Raw genomic sequence first — 17,986 nt, 5'->3', positions numbered from 1 at the left:
GTAGAATGACCTGGGAAGAATATCTAAAAAAGAAAAAATTGTATAGCCTATTACACGACGGTAAAATAAGCTGTACGACTGAATGAGTCTGAGTATCCGGAATCGCCATATGCTATCACATACCAGCTATAATCATTACCTGGCGGGAAGTAGTCTTTGGAAAGAACAATATTTGATTCCCCTACATCTTCAACATATATGGATATCCAATTTTCTTCACCCGGTTCTGAGTAAAATATAAAAACCCTGTAAGATCCGGCATTGCGAACATCAGTCCAATCAAAGGTCACCTCATTTACTAAGTCAAATGATACAGTTTTTGTCGGAGTCAATAACCTTGCTTTTTGGAGATTCTTTTCAGTAGGTGGAACAGCTGCTGCTACAGATACGAGCACTAACGAAAGTGCCAGAAGTACTCCAATTACTAAACAAATCCTTTGTTTGCTCATTTACCATTCCTCCATCACTTTCAGTTGACTCTTTAGGACAAAGAAATAGTGAAACGGAAGTCTGCAAAAATATTAACCGATAGAATACTTCCGTGCCCATACAATTATGATTTTTTCACTTGTCGAGTCAAAAATCGTTTTGTAGGTTTAATATCCTATATGAAATTATGAGATTATAAAGTTATTCGAATAGTATTGCTCATATAATATATGTCTTGTAAGATACAAAAATTGAGTTTTAGAGAAGTCCACATTTGAACAATAAGCACAATCTTGACATACATGTCAATGTTGTGCATTACCATCTTTAAGTTGACTTCTTTTGCTTGATTCTGGTACTTTTTTGTATGAGGAAAATTAACAACACTCTCCCCAGTTCTCCAACCTCTCTTTCACATGTGCATTTAATGTGAACTGCTTATCACTTCTGGCATTCTGTTTCATATAATGAAGCGTACCCTTAGAGAAACCCCATCTTCTTCCATTCGGTGAAAGACATGTCAATGATCTTTTTTTTCTCAACAGATCAGTATCATTCCTTTCAGCAACATAAACAGGCTTCATGGACTCAACAGCTTTGCTCGTTCCAACAAGATTATGGCTAAGCCCCTTTGCCTTGAGCATTATAACTTTTTTTTAATAAAAGCCCGCAAGTATACTCTTCGAGTATAAAGTAATATTCGAGAAGTTTAGGGAGTTACGGCACAGAACTTATTTAAATAAATTTGATATAGCCAGGCACTTACCAATACGGATAGGTTAAGGAGTTTCGGGAGTTACCTTTTCCGGCTTTACCTATATCCCAAAAGAAAAGTGCGGGGATATAGCTAACGTTAAAAAAGTGTACGCGATTGTGCAGATATTTTGCACATCCGTTCTGTTTTAATTACAATATGATCTCGGTTATCTTAAAAAAAATAAAAAGTTAACGATGTGTATTTTTCAAAACGGTCAAGAAAGATTCCAACACCTCAAAATAGGACTAGACGTAGGAATACTCTTGAAGCAGGACCAGAAAAATGGCAAGATCACCAGAGGTATTGCCAAAAGAATTCTGACAAATTCCTCATCCTATCCGCACGGAATAAAAGTTCAACTGGAAGATGATTATGTCGAAGAGTAAAGGAAATTCACTCCGATGAATGACAGTTTCTAGTTATCCTGTTCTGGAATTCTTAGTATAGCATGCAAAACTCTTATTACAGTTCGTACACCTTGAACTGATCGATATGTTGCTCCGAAATCTGCCGGTTTCCCGGAAGTGATCGAAACATACACAATGCTCTGTCCCAGTGGAATTGTTGCAAGTATAGGGGTTCCACACCAAGGACATAACACATTTTCGATTTTCATTAATAGAATCCTCTCTAGCTTAGCTTACGAGATAGATTGTCAAAAGATAAGGACAAAGAAAAAGACTGTAAGACAGATACTGATCAATCGAACGACTACAGTGAATCTGTCTTTTATTAAAATATGTCAGAATTGAATTATATCAAGATATAATTAGTATCTGGCTGGTCTGTGCTTCTGGAAACATTCCCTGCAGTATACAGGTCTGTCACCAGATGGCTTGAAAGGTACTTCAGTCTCCTGTTTGCAGTCAGAGCATGTTGTCTTGTGCATTTCTTTTGGACCGTTGTTTGATCTAAAGCCACCGCCACCTCTGCTGTTTCCGCCTCTGCTGTTTCCGCCTCTGCTGTTTCCGCCTCGGCTGTTTCCGCCTCTGTCATTGTAACCCATTTGTTTATCTCCTAAATAATTATTAGTCCGCACAGCAGAACCGAAACTGAGAATTATCGCATGACCAGTTTTACCTTGTCTTAACTAAATCGCTCATTCCGATATAACTACTTCTTACTGTCAGCAATTGTTAAAAGAAGCACGCAAAAATAGAGTAATCCTTTATAAAATCGTTGAGCAATCGAACTGATGCACTATAGCACCTTTTAGTATAAATAAGCTCTGCTATCAAAATTCATATTTAGAAAATAAATGATCATTGTACGGCAAAATAAATCAGACAACTTCAAGCAAGTTCATTATCCCCTGGGAGAATTGCACTTTGAAGGAGCATTGAGAGTAAACGGCTTAACACTCTTAGCATTCTGCTTCATGTAATGGAGAGGACCTTTAGAAAATCTCCCCGATTTAATAGTAAACTAAAAGCATAAAGCCCTGTAGAAATTTTGTTAATTATTTCTGCGGGACTATTTTTGAGTTGAAATGTATAACTATGCTGTTTGAACAAATAATTTCACAGAAATAAAACAAAAATATAACCAAATAGCATATATATGCCTAAGTTCATAGCAAAAAAAGAGGGGAGATATTGATTGAAACTTCACAATTGATCTATTTTATTGCGGCATCAGTGGCATTTACAATTTTACCAGGTCCGGATATGATCTTTGTGACAACTCAAAGTATTTCCGAGGGTAAAAAGGCGGGTATTGCAACAGCATTAGGTTTATGCACAGGAATATTATTCCATACAACTGCCGCAGCAGTGGGGATCTCGGCCATTTTATACAAATCTGCTATTGCTTTCTCAATTGTAAAATATCTTGGAGCAGCTTATTTGATATACCTTGCATTAAAGGCTCTAAAAGAGGGGGATTATTTGTTATCTTCTGATTCAATAAAAGAAACCGATTATAGTCGCCTCTATAAAAGAGGGATTTTCATGAATTTATTGAATCCAAAAGTATCTCTTTTCTTTTTGGCATTTTTACCCCAATTCGTGAACTTGCAGACTGGCAATGTTTCCACTCAAATGGGAGTACTTGGAATAGTATTCATGATTCAGGCGATAGTAGTCTTCTCAATCGTTTCTGCATTTGCTGGTAGCATTGGTAGTAAAATATTGGATATGCCGAGAGTTGGCTTGTATGTCAATTGGATGAAAGCAAGTATATTTTCAGTGATTGGAATTAAACTAGCACTTTCACATAAATGATATGAAATTATTGAAAAGCCATGTTTTTACTTATGTTAGCTTAAAGTAAAATTCAGAGTTCTTGTTATTGGTAATATCGGTTAAACAAGAACACTAGTAATTAAATTAAAAAATAGAACATTTTACGGATTATAACTTATTAAAAAAAAACAGGGCTTACGAATAATATTTCGGATATAGGGAGATTATTCGAGAAGTTTAGGGAGTTGCCTTTTCCCGATTTGCCTATATCCCAAAAAAAAGTGCGGGGGGAGGGATTCGAACCCTCGAAATCCTTCGATACCAGATCTTAAGTCTGGCGCCTTTGACCTGGCTGGGCAACCCCCGCATAGAAATAGAGTTGTTGCCTTTTGCTATTGAACATCCCATAATTAAAGTTAAGTTACTTAAGCCTTATTCTAATGAAGCATGAAGATTACATTTCTTGGAACAGGTGTGGCGATACCACAGAAAGGCAGGGTGCAATCAGGATTACTGATGGAGATGGGTGAAAAGAAGGTTCTTTTTGATTGCGGAGGCGGGGTGCTGAACCGGATTTTCGAGAGTGGGAACCTGCATACGGAAATCGATACCATTGTGCTTTCGCATCTGCACCTGGACCATGTGGCCGATGTGATGTGTCTGCTCAAGGCTAACTGGCTGTGTGATAAGTTCGACTCCACCATTTATGGGCCGGCGGGCACGCGGGAGTGGCTTGAAAGGCTTATGGACATCTATCCTTATATGAAAGAGAAAGTAAGCGTTGATGTCGTCGAGGTTGCACCGGGAGAAGAGTTGAGGCTTTTCGATGGATGTGATGTGAAGTGTGCATCGGGGATACACAGCGTGCCTTCACTGGCATACCAGGTAAGATATGACGGCAGGACAGTGGTTTACTCCGGGGATACAGAGCCTTGTGATGCCATCGTAGCATTGGCCCGGGGCTGTGATATGCTTATCCATGAGTGCTCGTTCCCGCTGGACTTTGAGATGACGAATCACACCACGCCTGACATGATGAGGCCCTATCTGAAAGATACAGGTATAAAAGCGGTATATCTCACACACCTTTACCCTCACATGCAGGGACATGAGGAAGAAGCCCTTGAATACATAAAAGAAGAGTTCGAGGGGGAAGTTCACATACCCTCCGACCTCATGGTTGTTGAAATCTGACAGGATCGGATGAACCTGCCTCATTCTTTTTAATACAATCTGAAATAATTTTCCACTTTGTTCTCTGTTTTAAGCCTCAAGGAAGACCACGCTCACGTTATCAGGCTCTAGCTCGATAAGGGCACCATACCCCTGTGCTGCCATACCGGGGTTCACAAGGAAGGTATCGCCTGACCTGGCAAATCCCCTTGCTTCATGGATATGTGCACAGATCACTAGTCTTGCCCGGTCTATGAACTTTGCCACAGCTGTGCTTCCCACATTATTGCCCCCTACATCGTCAAGCAGGCCCTTTGGAGGGGCATGTGAGACTAGCACTACTGTGCCTTCAGCTTCTGCGAAAAGCGGCTCAAGAGCTGCCTCTATCTCGTCCTCCTCAAGCTCGAAAGGAGTGCAGAACGGAGTCGGGCTGGAACCGCCCATCCCTATGAACGTAACGCCTTCTATCTTTTCCACAGATTTGTGCAGGTTCACGGCATCAGAAGAATCGATGACATCATTGACATCTTTCGGGTCACAGTTTCCAGCCACAGCAAGGACTGGAACATCGAACATCGACAAAACCGTTTCAGCCTCACTGGCCGGTCCGAACTGGGTCAGGTCTCCGCTGATCACTACAAGGTCGATATTGCCTGCCATCTCCAGCAGGCTTTCAATGTGTGAATGGTCACCGTGTACATCCGCAAGGGCAAGTATTCTCATTGTTCATACCTCGAAGAAGAAAATCAGAAATTCCTGTCGCCTCCGAGGATACCACCAAGGGCACTCTCGCCTATTCCTGAGATACCGCCTCTTTCTCCCCTGTTGGATTGAGCCGGACCAATAGCTGCACCGATCCTGTCAGCCAGGCGTGAGAACGGCAGGCTCTGGAGATATACCGTACCCGGTCCCCTGACCGTTGCCAGCACCACACCCTCGCCACCGAAGAGTGCGTTCTTGAAACCGCCCACGAACTGGATGTCGTAGTCAACGCTTTCAGAAAATGCCACCAGGCATCCGGTATCCACCCTCAGGGTCTCTCCCGATGCAAGCTCCTTTTTCAGGACGGTACCGCCTGCGTGGACGAATGCGAGACCGTCACCGTGAAGTCTCTGGAGAATGAAACCCTCGCCTCCGAAAAGACCTGCTCCGATCCTCTTGGAGAACGCAATAGAAATATCAGTACCATCAGCAGCACAGAGGAAAGCATCCTTCTGGCAGAGGAAACTGCCACCCTCTTCCTTAAGGTCGATAGGCACGATCTTACCAGGATACGGAGCAGCGAAAGCAACACTACCCTTTCCGCTTCCGGCCTGAGTGAATGAAGTTATGAAGAAGCTCTCACCCGATATTGCTCTCTTGAGGCCTTTCAGGATGCCACCTCCTGTGGAGGTCTCCATCTTGATACCATCGCCCATGAACATCATGGCTCCGGCCTCTGCCTTTACAGTTTCTCCTTTGTCAAGGCCGATCTCCACAAGCTGCATCTCATTACCATAAATCCTGTAATCGATCTCATCTGCCATTTTTAGTACACCTCTACGGGACAGCACCCACAAATTGGAACGTCCCCTCTGCAGGAATATTGCATTTAACAACAAATAAACATATTGTAGGCAGATACAAAGACCTTTATTTTCCCTGATATTCACATAACGCCACCAAAGCTGGAGATCGACATAGAGATCTGTATAGAAATCAGCATCTGAAGACTTCGAATTGAACTGTAGCTAAAGCAATCGATAAATAGGAAACAGATCAATTTACATTTAGAGAACCAGGAGGTATCAGGAAATGAACACACAGAAATTACTATCCATTCTCCTAATCTTTGCAGTACTCACCGGTAGCCTGATGGCTTTAGGTTGTACTGAAGCAGAAAATGGGAATAGCGATCTAGAGAGCGAACATGAAGAAGAGACAATAATTACTCAGGATGACATCATTGACATCGAATGGCAATGGTCAGGATTGATCGAAACACTCCCGGCAAGCCAGTCCGTGGTCCCTGATCCGGAGAACTACACCATCACATTCAACCAGGACGGCACATACTCCATAAAAGCAGACTGCAATGTTGGCAGTGGAACCTATACTCTCGACGGAAACGAACTGACCCTGGCACCGGGGCCAATAACACTTGCATACTGCGGACCGGACTCACTGGACAGCCAGTATCTTTCCTTATTAAGTAACGTAACATCTGTTTCAATTGACGACGAACAGCTTGTTCTCGGCACAGGAGAGAACGATGACAGAATGCTCTTTATATGGGGAGAAACAACAGTGACAGTGTAAAACCGTTCTGAAATATATTTTTCATAAATTTAAGATCGAAAGGGTAGTCTTACCCTTCATCTTACCAAACTTAATTTATACTTAAATGCTCTTTTCGGTTTTAATTCGATATCACTCATCATAAACTGGGTACATGTACCCGAATTTCACTGGTATCTGACTTAAACTTGTAAATTGCTCCTGCAATTACAGAACAGTGCGAAATGAACAATTGTTCCCATACCATGGGATTTTGCTGTAAAAGGCTTTATGAACAATTGATCAGGAAAATATCACACTTTGAAAATACTTATGTTAAAAGAAGAACAGAGATTGATGCTTGGCTGGAGAGAGTGGGTTGCATTACCGGACCTCGGATTGCCTGCTATAAAAGCCAAAGTGGACACTGGCGCCAGAACATCCGCATTGCATGCATTCAATGTGGAACATTACACGGAGAATGGTATCGAAATGGTCCGTTTCCGGGTCCATCCCATACAGAAGGACCAGGACCTTCAGATCGAATGCATAGCACCCCTGAAGGACCGGCGGCGGGTCACTGACTCCGGCGGCCATAGTGAAATGCGTTATGTTATCGAAACAGATGTTGTTATCGCATCTCAGCGCTACCCCATTGAAATAACACTTACCGATCGTGATACCATGCGTTTCAGGATGTTACTGGGACGCAGCGCAATGGAAGATAGGGCAATCGTAGATCCGACAGCATCATACATGAACGGAAAACTTGACGCACGCAGCATATACAAACAAAAAACAGAGGCTGATAAATGAAGATCGCGTTATTATCAAGAAATCGCAAGCTATACTCATCCCAGCGCCTGATCGAGGCAGCAGAAGAAAGAGGCCACCAGATCCAGGTAATTGATGTGCTGAGAGCTTACATGAACATAACATCGCATAAGCCTTCCATCCACTATAAAGGAGAGGAACTTGACGACTTTGATGTTGTTATCCCGCGTATAGGCGCATCTGTGACTTTCTATGGTACTGCTGTCCTGAGACAATTCGAAATGATGGGTGTGTTCCCCCTGAACGAATCAGTTGCCATCACCCGTTCCCGTGACAAGCTTCGATCCCTGCAGCTGCTCTCCCGCAAAGGAATAGGCCTTCCTGTAACAGGTTATGCCAGCAAGCCGGATGACATCAAGGATGTTATCGAAATGGTCGGCGGTGCACCTCTTGTTGTTAAACTGCTCGAAGGTACCCAGGGGATAGGTGTGGTGCTTGCAGAAACACAAAAAGCCGCAGAAAGCGTAATAGAAGGCTTCATGGGTGTAAAAGCGAACATCCTTGTCCAGGAATATATCAGGGAAGCAAGCGGAGCTGATATCCGCTGTTTTGTCATAGGCGGGAAAGTGGTCGCAGCCATGAAAAGGCAGGCACCAAAAGGGGAATTCCGTTCGAACATCCACAGAGGTGGCTCAGCAGAGGTCATCAGGATCACACCTGAAGAGAGATCAACCGCCGTACGTGCCGCAAAGATCATGGGACTCAATGTTGCCGGTGTCGATCTTTTACGTTCCAATCACGGCCCTCTTGTAATGGAAGTGAACTCATCGCCCGGGCTAAAAGGAATAGAGGCTGCAACAGGAAAAGATATTGCAGGCATGATCATTGAATACGCTGAGAAGAACTACAAGACCGGAAAGACAACGACCCGCGGGAAAGGCTGATCATCGATCCGGGTTTTTTGCTGTCCGGGCAGGACGATGTTTAATCAAAATGTTCTGAATAGCAGGCCCTTACAGCCCTCTCAGAAATTTCATCCTGAGAGAGACGGAGACGGCTTGCTTAGCTTCCTGTCAGTTTGGCCTTTTTGTCTCGATTTACTTTTTCTTATCTCTCATCCCCTTTGCCTTTGACATCATCTCGCCAAAAGCCTCGGAACCTTTATCCTTCCATGCATTCAGCCCTTCTGTATCGATCTGCATCCCTCTCTTCCTGTACACCATATACCCGATACCTGCCAGAATAACCAAAACCACTCCATACACCAACCAGTTCCCTTTTTTCTGCGTTCCTGTTACCACCACGTTTGAAGGTGCCTGATCCCAGTGAAGAGTTGGTTTCATGGATAAAGGCTCAGGTTCCACAGAATCTATATCATACGGCAGAGTGATTTTAAGTTGTGTATTCTCAAGAGGGATACTGAACCAGGGTGCGAAATATATGTCCAGTTCAAAAGCACTGTCATCCACTGCAGCATACCTGCCCTTTTGCAGGAAATCTGCTATTATTGTGTCCTTCGTGATAATAAGGGAAATGTCAATTTCATCATCGTATTCACTTACACGCAGTTAACCTGTTCCCACCATTTCATAGTGGTCACCTGCAATGTAAGATTCTATGCTCTCTATCTCAATAAAATAGGATTCCATCAGTGATTCTGTCAGGGCCGGATATTATTGAAACAATTGATACGATAACAATAGATATAAGCAGACAACCTCTTCTTTGTGCAAAACGTGTCCCAGAAAGTTTCACTTAAATACTCCCGAATAAACCCTCCCTAAAACAAAGATTGATGATGATGGGTTATATACACTTTCAGCCATTGCCAAAAAACAAAGCTCCGGGCAATCAAATAAAATAGAAACGGTTTTATTTTGTGCCGATGTATTATATTCAACAACGTTTCTTATCTGGAGTGAAACACTAAATCATGAATGATATCATTATCTGGTTACTTATTGTTCTTTGTCTGAGCCAGTCTGCACTGTTTTCCGGGTTGACGATCGGTCTTTTTGGTCTAAGCCGCCTCAGGCTTGAGATAGAGGCCGAAGCCGGCAACATAAATGCAAAGAAGGTACTGAAATTAAGGAAGGACCCGCATTTGCTCCTTTCCACATTATTGTGGGGTAATGTAGGTGTCAACGTATTGCTTACACTTCTAACAGACTCTGTAATGATCGGTAGCTCTGCATTTATATTCTCAACAGTATTCATCACCTGTTTCGGAGAGATACTTCCACAAGCATATTTCACAAGGAACGCCCTGAAGATGGGAGCTTCACTGACACCCCTTGTGAGATTTTACTTAGCTCTGTTGTATCCTGTTACAAAGCCTTCCGCAATTGTCCTTGACAGATGGCTCGGAAAGGAGAAACTTGAATTTTTCAAGGAAACTTCCCTGAGGATCATGCTTCAGAAGCACATCATATCAGAAACAAGCGACATTGATATGATGGAAGGAGTTGGTGCTCTGAACTTCCTGTCACTTGATGACCTTAGTATAAAACAGGAAGGTTCGATTATAGACCAGAATTCCATAATAGAGATTGAAACATACAACGACAGACCCATCTTTCCGAATATTGGGACTCCTGAGTTCGAGGAACTGCTTGAGAAGATAGCCCGGCCTGCCAAAAAATGGATCATCGCGGTTGACAAGGAAGATAATCCTATTGTAGCGATCGATTCTACATCCTTCATACGTGATGCGATCTACAGAAGGCCTTTCTATCCTCTAAGGTATTGCCATGTCCCCATAATAGTAAAAAGTCCAAAAGAGAAGATCGGGGATGTTATCCACAAACTGAAGGTCTATCCGGTAGACTCTGAGGACGATGTCATCGATAACGACCTTATACTTTACTGGAACGATGAAGATCCTGAAAAGATCGTAATAACAGGATCGGACATACTAGGAAGACTGTTCAGGGGCATTGTGAACAGGGTACGGTAATATTATAACGATGGCCGGATAGGATCGGCGATCGTATAAAATAAGGATAAGGCCGTAAATATCAGGAAAGATATTAATGCAACCATATAATTAATACTGCTGCAATTCTGACCAAAGCAGATATGTTTTTATCCTATCTCCTTTATTATGAACCATTCCGGAATGCACATAGTATAAATATTAGTGTTATTGAAGGTGCATTAGATCCATCTAATAGGAATAGCTATCACCAATAACAAGACAGGACCCTAAAAAATGCGAGATTTTGTGATAATTGCCCATAAAGCTGTAACAAAAGGCGACTTTTCCCTTAACGACATGCCCGGCTCAGCCGGCCGCATGGATATCCTTTGCAGGTGCATCAACTCATCGTTGTTCTTATCCCATGACCTGAGAAGGGATGTACAGGTACACCTTGTGATGCTTGGTGACCCGGAGCCGGGAAAGATAATACGCTTCGACGGTGAGCACATACGCTACCTGAACCCTGATGAAAGAAGCGCGGGCTCGCTTATCAAAAAGGCACTCCAGAAGGAAGCAGGGGACAGAGAGACACGCTCCACGCCTGGCGTTTTCATAAGAAATGGAGGACTTGATACACTCCTGTCCGAGTTCAGTGAAAAAGGACGCAGGTTCATCTACCTTCATGAAGATGGAAAAGATATCCGTGAGATGACGGACCTTAACGATGATGCTGTTTTCATCCTGGGTGACCACGTAGGTGTCACAGAAGAGGAAGAGCGGATGATAGATGAAAAGGGAGCAGAGACGATCTCACTGGGCCCTATACCACTACATGCAGATCACTGCATAATACTGATAAATAACGAGATAGACAGGACAATCGCAGGGAAGGTCCGCCAATAAAGGAACAAGGAAGTGAACAGGTGAACATACTCGATACTGCAAAGAAGATAATCCTGGAAGGACCTATTTGTGACCACTGTATGGGAAGACAGTTCGCAAAGCTCTCCACAGGACTTACCAATGATGAAAGAGGAAGTGCCGTAAAGCTGGCACTTGCTATGGAAGGCGACCGCCTGAGGAAAGATGAAGGCGATAAGGAGATACTTGAAGAGCTGAGCAGCTCAAGTGTCAACGCCCGCAAATCACTGAGAAAAGAAGGCGAAGATGAGAAATGCTGGGTATGCCTGGGACTTTTTGAGAAACTGGATGACTGGGCTGAAAAGGCCGAGAATGCATTAAAGGACTATGAGTATTCCACATTCCTTGTGGGAACAAAGATGAGCGGGCTCCTGAGCGAGAACGAGGAGATCCTCTGGACCGAGTCCGAAGCCACCCATGCTGAGCAGCTCAAGTCAGAACTTAACCGTGAAGTGGGAAAACTCATTGCAAAAAGGACGAACAAAGAGGTTGAGCTTGAGACACCTGATATACTTGTGACACTTGACCTTGCCAATGATGAAGTAATTCTTCAGATCAGGTCGGTCTACATCCTTGGAAGGTACAGGAAGTTCGTACGTACCATCCCGCAGACCCGCTGGCCATGTCGCTCATGCAAAGGAAGAGGATGTGAGGCATGCAACGACACCGGAAAGCAGTACCCTGAATCCGTCGATGAACTTACCAAAGACCCTGTTATCGAAGCACTTCAATGCAAGGACACTAAGTTCCACGGTGCAGGACGCGAGGACATCGATGCACTGATGCTTGGTACAGGCAGACCTTTCGTTGTGGAAGCTGTCGAGCCAATGCTCAGGACATGTGACCTGAAGGAAGTTGAGAAACAGATCAACGAGCGCGCTGATGGCAAGATCGAAGTAACAGGACTGACCTTTACAGAGAAAGGCACTATCGAGGTTCTGAAAACCTCAAAGGCGGATAAAGTTTATAACCTTAAAGTTACATTCAAAGAGCAAATTCCAGAAGAGAAGCTCAGATCAGCGATCAACGAACTTATTGGTGCAAAGATCGGCCAGAGAACACCACAGCGCGTGTCCCACAGAAGGGCAGATCTGGTACGTAAGCGAACTGTTCATGACATGAAGCTTAACGAACTGACAGAAGACTATGCAATGATCGAGGTGCATTGCGAGGGTGGTCTTTATGTCAAGGAACTTGTATCCGGCGACGAAGGCAGAACAGTGCCAAGCCTTACAGGGCTTATCGGAACACAGGCAACTGTTGCCGAGCTGGATGTTATCGGAGTCGATATCTAAATCGGCAAACCATCAGATTAATCAAACATAGGTCTTATCCACGACCTGAACAACGGAGGAAAATAATGCCAACATCACACGGTGAAAGATGCTGTACAAGGTACAAATTGAAGAAGACTGTAAGGGAAAGAGGACTCTCCCCTGTAAGCAAGGCCATTCAGGAATTCGATGCAGGACAGATGGTCCACATCGACATTGACCCAAGCGTACAGAAGGGAATGCCAAACCCAAAGTTCCAGGGAAAGACCGCTAAGGTCACCGGACAGCGTGGAAGGGCTTACCTTTTGCAGGTCAGGGATGGAAACTCCATGAAAGAGATCATCTCCCTGCCACAGCACCTTAAACCACAGAAATACAACTAAGTTGATGCTCCAGGCTAGCAATAGTCTGGACACTGACTCATTAGGACACCGATAGATATTATCGTTAGATATATCTATGTAGACATCTATTTGAGAGATTACTTCTGCTACATCTGTAGCCCTAACAACAGTAATCATACTTAATTTCAAAGAGTGTATTTTAATGATAGTCAAACAAATTCAGAGTGAAGAGTTATTGACTGTTCCCGAAGTCAAGGAAATACTTAATAGTATAATGGAAGAGCGCACGGAGCGTGGCGAAGAACTGGGATATGAACTACGCAAGGCCATCAACCATGCAGATATGTTCGCAAGGATCAGTGCAGAAAAGTCCAGAGAACTTGTGAACAAACTTCTCGAGCTTGAGAAAATGAAACCTGATATAGCAGTACACATTGCTGATATCATACCTCAGAGCAGAGATGAGCTAAGGGCACTATACGCAAAAGAAAGATTTACTTTGACCGAAGAAGAACTGGATACGATCCTGGGTCTGGTCCTCGAGTCAATGGAATAATTTCATACTTAACTTTTTTTTGATGGAAAATGTAAGTTCCATCATCGATGCACAACATACGGGAGGACATACTATGAGAAAGAGGGGAACATCACCTGATAAAGAGGATTACGCATGGATTCTTGATTATCTGCCATACGGCAGTACAACAGACAAGCGCCCATCGTACCAGAAGAAACCTCTGGTCCAGGCAATTGGTGACAAACATTTTGTACTTATGGAGCTTGTTCCAAAAGAGGGTACAAGTCCACAGATACAATCCCGCGTTTACATTGGTGACGGGGAACGCGATGTTATCGACCACGTTAAACACAGGATTCACTATGCAGACCTGAGCCATGGTGCAGAGCTTGAACTACCCCATGTACTTGAGGAATGCGTCAGACACCAGGAAGAGAAGTTCGTGAAGTTCTTCAACGACGCACATCCAATAACAACAAGGCTGCATATGCTTGAGCTTCTGCCAGGTATCGGAAAGAAGCTTATGTGGGCTATAATCGACGAGCGTAAGAAAGGCGAGTTCAAGAGCCTTAATGACCTTCATGACAGGGTAGGAGGAGTACATACTCCGGAAAAGATACTGGTGAACCGCATACTTGAAGAGCTTAAAGATGATAACATCAAATACAGGCTCTTTACAGCAGCACCTTATCGTCCAAAAAATGACTGAGCACAGGTGTAATAGCCTTGGTAAGAAAAATTCTTCAGAAATATGGCATCCGCGGAGGATGCCATGACCAACACTTTTTGATAGATGAAAGGATCCTGAATTCCATTGTCAAAGAGGCAAATCTAACCGAAGATGATGTTGTCCTTGAGATCGGAGGTGGCATCGGGAACCTTACAGAACGACTTCTTGAAAAGGCAGGAAAGGTCATAGTCATAGAGCTTGACCCGCAGCTTGTGGATGTCCTTCATGACCGTTTCCCGGAAAACAAAAAACTTGAGGTCATACACAGCGACGTGCTGAAGGTCGATCTTCCGAAGTTCAACAAAGTTGTTGCAAATCTGCCATACTCCATATCCTCACCCATTACTTTCAAGCTCTTTGAACAGGATTTTGAACTGGGCATACTGATGTACCAGTATGAGTTCGCACAGAGGATGGTCGCTAAAGCCAATACTGAAGATTACAGCAGGCTATCAGTAAACACCTATTACTTTGCCGATGCATCCGTCATAATGAAGATACCCCCTTCCGCATTCTCACCACCTCCCGAAGTCTGGTCTGCGGTCGTTAAGATAGTCCCACGTCCGGCACCATTCCAGGTTGATGACCCGGAATTCTTCCTGAACCTTGTGACAGCCGGCTTCCTCCAGAGGCGTAAAAAGCTCAGGAATTCGATTGTCAAAGGCAACCATTTGCTGAAAGTACCTGACATCAAGCAGATAGTCAATAAACTACCGGAAGAGCTCATTAGCAAACGTGCCGAGAACCTCGAGCCACATGAACTGGCAGATATCGCGAACCAGATCTGCAGAATGAAGAACAAGATGTAAGACCATGGTTACGATCAACTACCGGAACGCAGACATAGAACTTGATGAACAGGTCTACGATCCTGCCGAAGATTCCTACCTGCTTGCCGATGTTGCAATTGATAATGCAAAGCACGGAATGAAAGTACTGGAGGTCGGCGCAGGCACCGGATTCGTTTCAGCGGTCCTTCAGACAAATGTTGAAGTTGACCTGATCGCTACCGAGATAAGCCCTATTGCAGCCGCTTGTGCACGGTCCAACAGCGTCGAGGTCATCAGGGCAGACATGTTCAATTGTTTCAGGACCGGAACAAAGTTCGATCTTATCCTTTTCAATCCACCATACCTACCCACTGCAGAAGATGAAAAGGTCCCGGGATGGCTTAATTATGCCTTTGACGGCGGACCTGACGGCAGGGATTCTGTAAACCGTTTCATTGAAGAAGTACCTGAATACCTCAACCACAACGGAATGGTACTTATCCTTATATCCTCGCTCACTGGCATCGAACAGGTCAGGGAACACATGGAAGAGCAGGGGTTCAAAGTTGATGACTGTGGCAGTGATAATAACTGCTTCTTTGAAGAACTGGTAGTCCTGAGAGGGACTCTCCAGCCCTGATATTTATACCATCCGTTTTTCCCGGAAACGTAGGTTTTGTACATATTTCGCACAACTCTTATATACGAGTCCATACCATCTGTATTTAGGGAAGATCCCAAATTCATTCTATATGATAGCCTTCATGCGAAACAGATCAGATAGTTGGAGTAAAAGGAGTGATTTAATATGCAATACAGCATGGGTATCGATGCAGGCGGAACATACACTGATGCAGTCATAATAAGGGATTCAGATGGCGAGATCATAGATTCTGTAAAAGCAAGAACAACCTACCCAAACCTTTTGACAGGGATCCAGAACGCACTTGACGGGCTGGACCAGGAGTACCTCAAAGATGTAAAGCTGGTCTCCGTATCCACAACACTTTCCACGAACACGATTCTGGAAGATACCGGATACCCGGTTGCCCTCATAATGGCAGGAGATTATGTAATACCCGAGAATCATTCCGTTGATAATTACCTAATTGTTGAAGGCGGACATGGCCCTAACGGAGAGGAATTGAGAAAACTTGACATCGATTCGGTCGGGGAATTCGTGCTCAGGAACAAGGACAAAGTCTCTGCGTTTGCTATCTCCTCCTATTTCAGCATCCGCAACCCTGAGCATGAGCTTGAGATAAAGGAACTCATCAAAGAACTGACAGGACTACCATGCGTTTGCGGACATGAGCTATCCCAGGACCTTGGCGCATATAACCGTGGCATCACTGCATACCTTAACGCCCAGTTAATCCCGATCACAGACCATTTTATAGAGACCATCATAGCTGAAATGGAAAGAAGGAACATAAAAGCAAGGCTCCTTATGCTCAAATGTGACGGTTCTGTGGTGGGCATCGATGAAGCAAAGGAAAAGCCCATTGAATCGATCTTCTCAGGACCTGCAGCAAGTCTTGTAGGAGCTGCATACCTCAGCAAAGCAAAGACATGTGCGGTCATCGATGTCGGAGGTACGAGTACCGACGTATCGATGATAGAGAACGAACTGCCTGAACTCTGCGAGGAGGGAGCGGTAGTCGGTGGCTGGCAGACAAAGGTCAAAGCTATCCGTATGGAGACATCGGCAATGGGCGGGGACAGCCACATCTGGATAAAGAACCAGAAACCGAACATCGGACCCAGAAGAGTTATACCGATATGTGTGGCTGCAACAAAGTACCCATCAATTCTAGAAAAACTGAAGACTGCAAGGGTCCCTTCAAGAATGCTGCTAAGTGATAATATACAGCCCACCAAGTTCTTTATTCGTTCAGGAAAGGAACCAACATCAGAGCTCAGTCCCTCTGAGAAAGAGATCTTTGAAAGGATAGGTGACGAGCCCGTATCAATAAATGGAATCTTTCTTGATAAACTCCCTTCACCTGCATTTCTGAACTCGCTGATCAAGAAAAGGCTTATACAGGCTATCGGATTTACCCCAACAGATGCACTTCACGTACTTGGTGATTATACAGAATGGAACACCGAGGCTTCTAACATCGCTGCCACCATCCTTAGCCGGATGACACACCAGAGCAAGATGGAATTCTGCCAGGAGGTCAAGAATGAAGTTGCAAAGAACATGGCTATCTACCTCATGTCATATCTTCTGAGAAATGTTGAACCGGAAGATATCAGGAAGGTCATTGAAGGCGATTTCCACACAAAGTTCAAACTTGACATTCCTGTGGTACTCCTGGGAGGACCTGTAAGAGCCTACGTAGAGGATGTGAGAGCCCTTATTGATGCGGATGTCATACTCCCGGAGCATTCCGAAGTAGGTAATGCTGCAGGAGCCCTTGTAGGAAAAGGAATCAAGAGGATCGAGATACTTATCAAGAACGTAAGGAAGAAATCAAAGATAAGTAACATCGTGTTCGCCATGGGCCAGCGCAAGATATTCCAGACACATCCGGAAGCTCTTGAGTATGCAGACAAACTGGGAAGGGAACTTGTCCTTGGTTATATGAAAGAAGCAGGGCTGGATGCAGAGGATGTACGCATAGAAGTAACAAGGAATGATATAACTATGCATGGTGACAGCCTCCCTCTGGAGACTAAACTTATCTTCGTGGGTATCGGCACACCAAAGAGAGATGTCTGAGAACAAAATAGAACAAAAGTAATAGGTGATGTAGCCTGCCGAGATCTCAAAGGAATAACAACTGGCAGGCTATCACTAATTATATTGAAAGTGCTCATTATTACACAACTTCTTAAACTTCACAACTAAATCCGAATGTTCATATAGCAGAAACAAATCCTAATTTGCTGACTAACGATTCTGATATTGATGTGGATAAAGATCAGGTTT

General features: G+C 44.0%; 21 protein-coding genes and 1 tRNA gene. 15 read left to right on the top strand and 7 right to left on the bottom strand.

Annotated elements, in window-relative coordinates; all coding sequences use genetic code 11:
• Positions 1–50: 50 nt before the first annotated feature.
• Positions 51–449, bottom strand: coding sequence for a hypothetical protein (locus ACR3I3_RS08080; protein ID WP_440951754.1), 399 nt, complete (start codon positions 447–449; stop codon positions 51–53).
• A gap of 357 nt (positions 450–806) precedes the next feature.
• Positions 807–1,073, bottom strand: coding sequence for a hypothetical protein (locus tag ACR3I3_RS08075; protein WP_440951753.1), 267 nt, complete (start codon positions 1,071–1,073; stop codon positions 807–809).
• Positions 1,074–1,380: 307 nt separating this feature from the next.
• On the opposite strand from ACR3I3_RS08075, the gene ACR3I3_RS08070 reads away from it, so the two are divergent.
• Positions 1,381–1,572: a YwbE family protein gene (locus ACR3I3_RS08070; RefSeq protein ID WP_440951752.1), complete on the top strand. Its 192-nt coding sequence runs from the start codon at positions 1,381–1,383 to the stop codon at positions 1,570–1,572.
• Positions 1,573–1,955: 383 nt separating this feature from the next.
• Here the strand turns inward: ACR3I3_RS08070 and ACR3I3_RS08065 are convergent, their stop codons facing one another.
• Positions 1,956–2,192 carry a CxxC-x17-CxxC domain-containing protein gene (locus ACR3I3_RS08065; protein ID WP_440951751.1) on the bottom strand — a complete coding sequence of 79 codons (237 nt, stop codon included), beginning with the start codon at positions 2,190–2,192 and terminating at the stop codon, positions 1,956–1,958.
• A 589-nt stretch (positions 2,193–2,781) separates the two neighbouring features.
• Between ACR3I3_RS08065 and ACR3I3_RS08060 the strand changes: the two genes are divergently transcribed.
• The gene (locus ACR3I3_RS08060) at positions 2,782–3,408 is read left to right on the top strand and encodes a LysE family translocator (protein ID WP_440951750.1); all 627 of its coding nucleotides are present in this window, start codon (positions 2,782–2,784) and stop codon (positions 3,406–3,408) included.
• Positions 3,409–3,651: 243 nt separating this feature from the next.
• On the opposite strand, the gene ACR3I3_RS08055 is transcribed toward ACR3I3_RS08060, so the two are convergent.
• Positions 3,652–3,736, bottom strand: a tRNA-Leu gene (locus ACR3I3_RS08055).
• An 80-nt stretch (positions 3,737–3,816) separates the two neighbouring features.
• Here ACR3I3_RS08055 and ACR3I3_RS08050 point away from each other — a divergent pair.
• Positions 3,817–4,563 (top strand): MBL fold metallo-hydrolase, encoded by a 747-nt coding sequence (locus ACR3I3_RS08050; protein ID WP_440951749.1) that lies wholly within the window; start codon positions 3,817–3,819, stop codon positions 4,561–4,563.
• Between the two features lie 69 nt (positions 4,564–4,632).
• On the opposite strand, the gene ACR3I3_RS08045 is transcribed toward ACR3I3_RS08050, so the two are convergent.
• Entirely contained in the window at positions 4,633–5,265 is a 633-nt protein-coding gene (locus ACR3I3_RS08045; protein WP_440951748.1) for a metallophosphoesterase family protein, read from the bottom strand.
• 23 nt (positions 5,266–5,288) lie between these two features.
• Positions 5,289–6,068 carry a TIGR00266 family protein gene (locus tag ACR3I3_RS08040; RefSeq protein ID WP_440951747.1) on the bottom strand — a complete coding sequence of 260 codons (780 nt, stop codon included), beginning with the start codon at positions 6,066–6,068 and terminating at the stop codon, positions 5,289–5,291.
• Positions 6,069–6,336: 268 nt separating this feature from the next.
• On the opposite strand from ACR3I3_RS08040, the gene ACR3I3_RS08035 reads away from it, so the two are divergent.
• From ACR3I3_RS08035 to rimK, 3 genes are all read left to right on the top strand, one after another.
• Entirely contained in the window at positions 6,337–6,840 is a 504-nt protein-coding gene (locus ACR3I3_RS08035) for an META domain-containing protein (protein ID WP_440951746.1), read from the top strand.
• A gap of 291 nt (positions 6,841–7,131) precedes the next feature.
• Positions 7,132–7,614 (top strand): ATP-dependent zinc protease family protein, encoded by a 483-nt coding sequence (locus tag ACR3I3_RS08030; protein WP_440951745.1) that lies wholly within the window; start codon positions 7,132–7,134, stop codon positions 7,612–7,614.
• Positions 7,611–8,516 (top strand): 30S ribosomal protein S6--L-glutamate ligase, encoded by a 906-nt coding sequence (gene rimK, locus ACR3I3_RS08025; protein WP_440951744.1) that lies wholly within the window; start codon positions 7,611–7,613, stop codon positions 8,514–8,516. Before ACR3I3_RS08030 ends, rimK begins: the two co-directional genes overlap by 4 nt.
• Positions 8,517–8,669: 153 nt before the next feature.
• On the opposite strand, the gene ACR3I3_RS08020 is transcribed toward rimK, so the two are convergent.
• Positions 8,670–9,041 (bottom strand): hypothetical protein, encoded by a 372-nt coding sequence (locus ACR3I3_RS08020; RefSeq protein ID WP_440951743.1) that lies wholly within the window; start codon positions 9,039–9,041, stop codon positions 8,670–8,672.
• Positions 9,042–9,505: 464 nt separating this feature from the next.
• On the opposite strand from ACR3I3_RS08020, the gene ACR3I3_RS08015 reads away from it, so the two are divergent.
• The 9 genes from ACR3I3_RS08015 (at position 9,506) to ACR3I3_RS07975 (ending at position 17,776) form a co-directional block, all read left to right on the top strand.
• On the top strand, positions 9,506–10,528 hold the full coding sequence (locus ACR3I3_RS08015) for a DUF21 domain-containing protein (RefSeq protein ID WP_440951742.1): 1,023 nt from the start codon (positions 9,506–9,508) through the stop codon (positions 10,526–10,528).
• Positions 10,529–10,783: 255 nt separating this feature from the next.
• Positions 10,784–11,395 carry a tRNA (pseudouridine(54)-N(1))-methyltransferase TrmY gene (trmY, locus tag ACR3I3_RS08010; RefSeq protein ID WP_440951741.1) on the top strand — a complete coding sequence of 204 codons (612 nt, stop codon included), beginning with the start codon at positions 10,784–10,786 and terminating at the stop codon, positions 11,393–11,395.
• Positions 11,396–11,415: 20 nt separating this feature from the next.
• Positions 11,416–12,708, top strand: a complete 1,293-nt coding sequence (locus ACR3I3_RS08005) for a tRNA pseudouridine(54/55) synthase Pus10 (protein WP_440951740.1) — start codon at positions 11,416–11,418, stop codon at positions 12,706–12,708.
• A gap of 65 nt (positions 12,709–12,773) precedes the next feature.
• Positions 12,774–13,070, top strand: coding sequence for a 50S ribosomal protein L21e (locus tag ACR3I3_RS08000; protein ID WP_440951739.1), 297 nt, complete (start codon positions 12,774–12,776; stop codon positions 13,068–13,070).
• A 163-nt stretch (positions 13,071–13,233) separates the two neighbouring features.
• Complete coding sequence (locus tag ACR3I3_RS07995; RefSeq protein WP_440951738.1) at positions 13,234–13,587, top strand: RNA polymerase Rpb4 family protein; 354 nt, start codon at positions 13,234–13,236, stop codon at positions 13,585–13,587.
• A gap of 73 nt (positions 13,588–13,660) precedes the next feature.
• The gene (locus tag ACR3I3_RS07990) at positions 13,661–14,257 is read left to right on the top strand and encodes a DUF655 domain-containing protein (protein WP_440953772.1); all 597 of its coding nucleotides are present in this window, start codon (positions 13,661–13,663) and stop codon (positions 14,255–14,257) included.
• A 17-nt stretch (positions 14,258–14,274) separates the two neighbouring features.
• Positions 14,275–15,087: a 16S rRNA (adenine(1518)-N(6)/adenine(1519)-N(6))-dimethyltransferase RsmA gene (gene rsmA / locus ACR3I3_RS07985; RefSeq protein ID WP_440951737.1), complete on the top strand. Its 813-nt coding sequence runs from the start codon at positions 14,275–14,277 to the stop codon at positions 15,085–15,087.
• Between the two features lie 4 nt (positions 15,088–15,091).
• Complete coding sequence (locus tag ACR3I3_RS07980) at positions 15,092–15,688, top strand: HemK2/MTQ2 family protein methyltransferase (protein ID WP_440951736.1); 597 nt, start codon at positions 15,092–15,094, stop codon at positions 15,686–15,688.
• A 168-nt stretch (positions 15,689–15,856) separates the two neighbouring features.
• Positions 15,857–17,776, top strand: coding sequence for a hydantoinase/oxoprolinase N-terminal domain-containing protein (locus ACR3I3_RS07975; RefSeq protein ID WP_440951735.1), 1,920 nt, complete (start codon positions 15,857–15,859; stop codon positions 17,774–17,776).
• Positions 17,777–17,986 lie beyond the last annotated feature (210 nt).

Source organism: Methanococcoides mangrovi (genome assembly GCF_052057775.1).
Taxonomy (GTDB): Archaea; Halobacteriota; Methanosarcinia; order Methanosarcinales; family Methanosarcinaceae; genus Methanococcoides.
Note: the sequence above shows the minus strand (reverse complement) of the source record. Positions and strands in the feature narration are given on the sequence as shown.

Coding starts and splice junctions, on each gene's coding strand:
- ACR3I3_RS08075 (WP_440951753.1), bottom strand. CDS start 1,073: ATGCTCAAGGCAAAGGGGCTTAGCCATAATCTTGTTGGAACGAGCAAA.
- ACR3I3_RS08080 (WP_440951754.1), bottom strand. CDS start 449: ATGAGCAAACAAAGGATTTGTTTAGTAATTGGAGTACTTCTGGCACTT.
- ACR3I3_RS08065 (WP_440951751.1), bottom strand. CDS start 2,192: ATGGGTTACAATGACAGAGGCGGAAACAGCCGAGGCGGAAACAGCAGA.
- ACR3I3_RS07975 (WP_440951735.1), top strand. CDS start 15,857: ATGCAATACAGCATGGGTATCGATGCAGGCGGAACATACACTGATGCA.
- ACR3I3_RS08015 (WP_440951742.1), top strand. CDS start 9,506: ATGAATGATATCATTATCTGGTTACTTATTGTTCTTTGTCTGAGCCAG.
- ACR3I3_RS08070 (WP_440951752.1), top strand. CDS start 1,381: ATGTGTATTTTTCAAAACGGTCAAGAAAGATTCCAACACCTCAAAATA.
- ACR3I3_RS08045 (WP_440951748.1), bottom strand. CDS start 5,265: ATGAGAATACTTGCCCTTGCGGATGTACACGGTGACCATTCACACATT.
- ACR3I3_RS07980 (WP_440951736.1), top strand. CDS start 15,092: ATGGTTACGATCAACTACCGGAACGCAGACATAGAACTTGATGAACAG.
- ACR3I3_RS08035 (WP_440951746.1), top strand. CDS start 6,337: ATGAACACACAGAAATTACTATCCATTCTCCTAATCTTTGCAGTACTC.
- ACR3I3_RS08030 (WP_440951745.1), top strand. CDS start 7,132: ATGTTAAAAGAAGAACAGAGATTGATGCTTGGCTGGAGAGAGTGGGTT.
- trmY (WP_440951741.1), top strand. CDS start 10,784: ATGCGAGATTTTGTGATAATTGCCCATAAAGCTGTAACAAAAGGCGAC.
- ACR3I3_RS08000 (WP_440951739.1), top strand. CDS start 12,774: ATGCCAACATCACACGGTGAAAGATGCTGTACAAGGTACAAATTGAAG.
- ACR3I3_RS07995 (WP_440951738.1), top strand. CDS start 13,234: ATGATAGTCAAACAAATTCAGAGTGAAGAGTTATTGACTGTTCCCGAA.
- ACR3I3_RS08040 (WP_440951747.1), bottom strand. CDS start 6,068: ATGGCAGATGAGATCGATTACAGGATTTATGGTAATGAGATGCAGCTT.
- rimK (WP_440951744.1), top strand. CDS start 7,611: ATGAAGATCGCGTTATTATCAAGAAATCGCAAGCTATACTCATCCCAG.
- ACR3I3_RS08050 (WP_440951749.1), top strand. CDS start 3,817: ATGAAGATTACATTTCTTGGAACAGGTGTGGCGATACCACAGAAAGGC.
- ACR3I3_RS07990 (WP_440953772.1), top strand. CDS start 13,661: ATGAGAAAGAGGGGAACATCACCTGATAAAGAGGATTACGCATGGATT.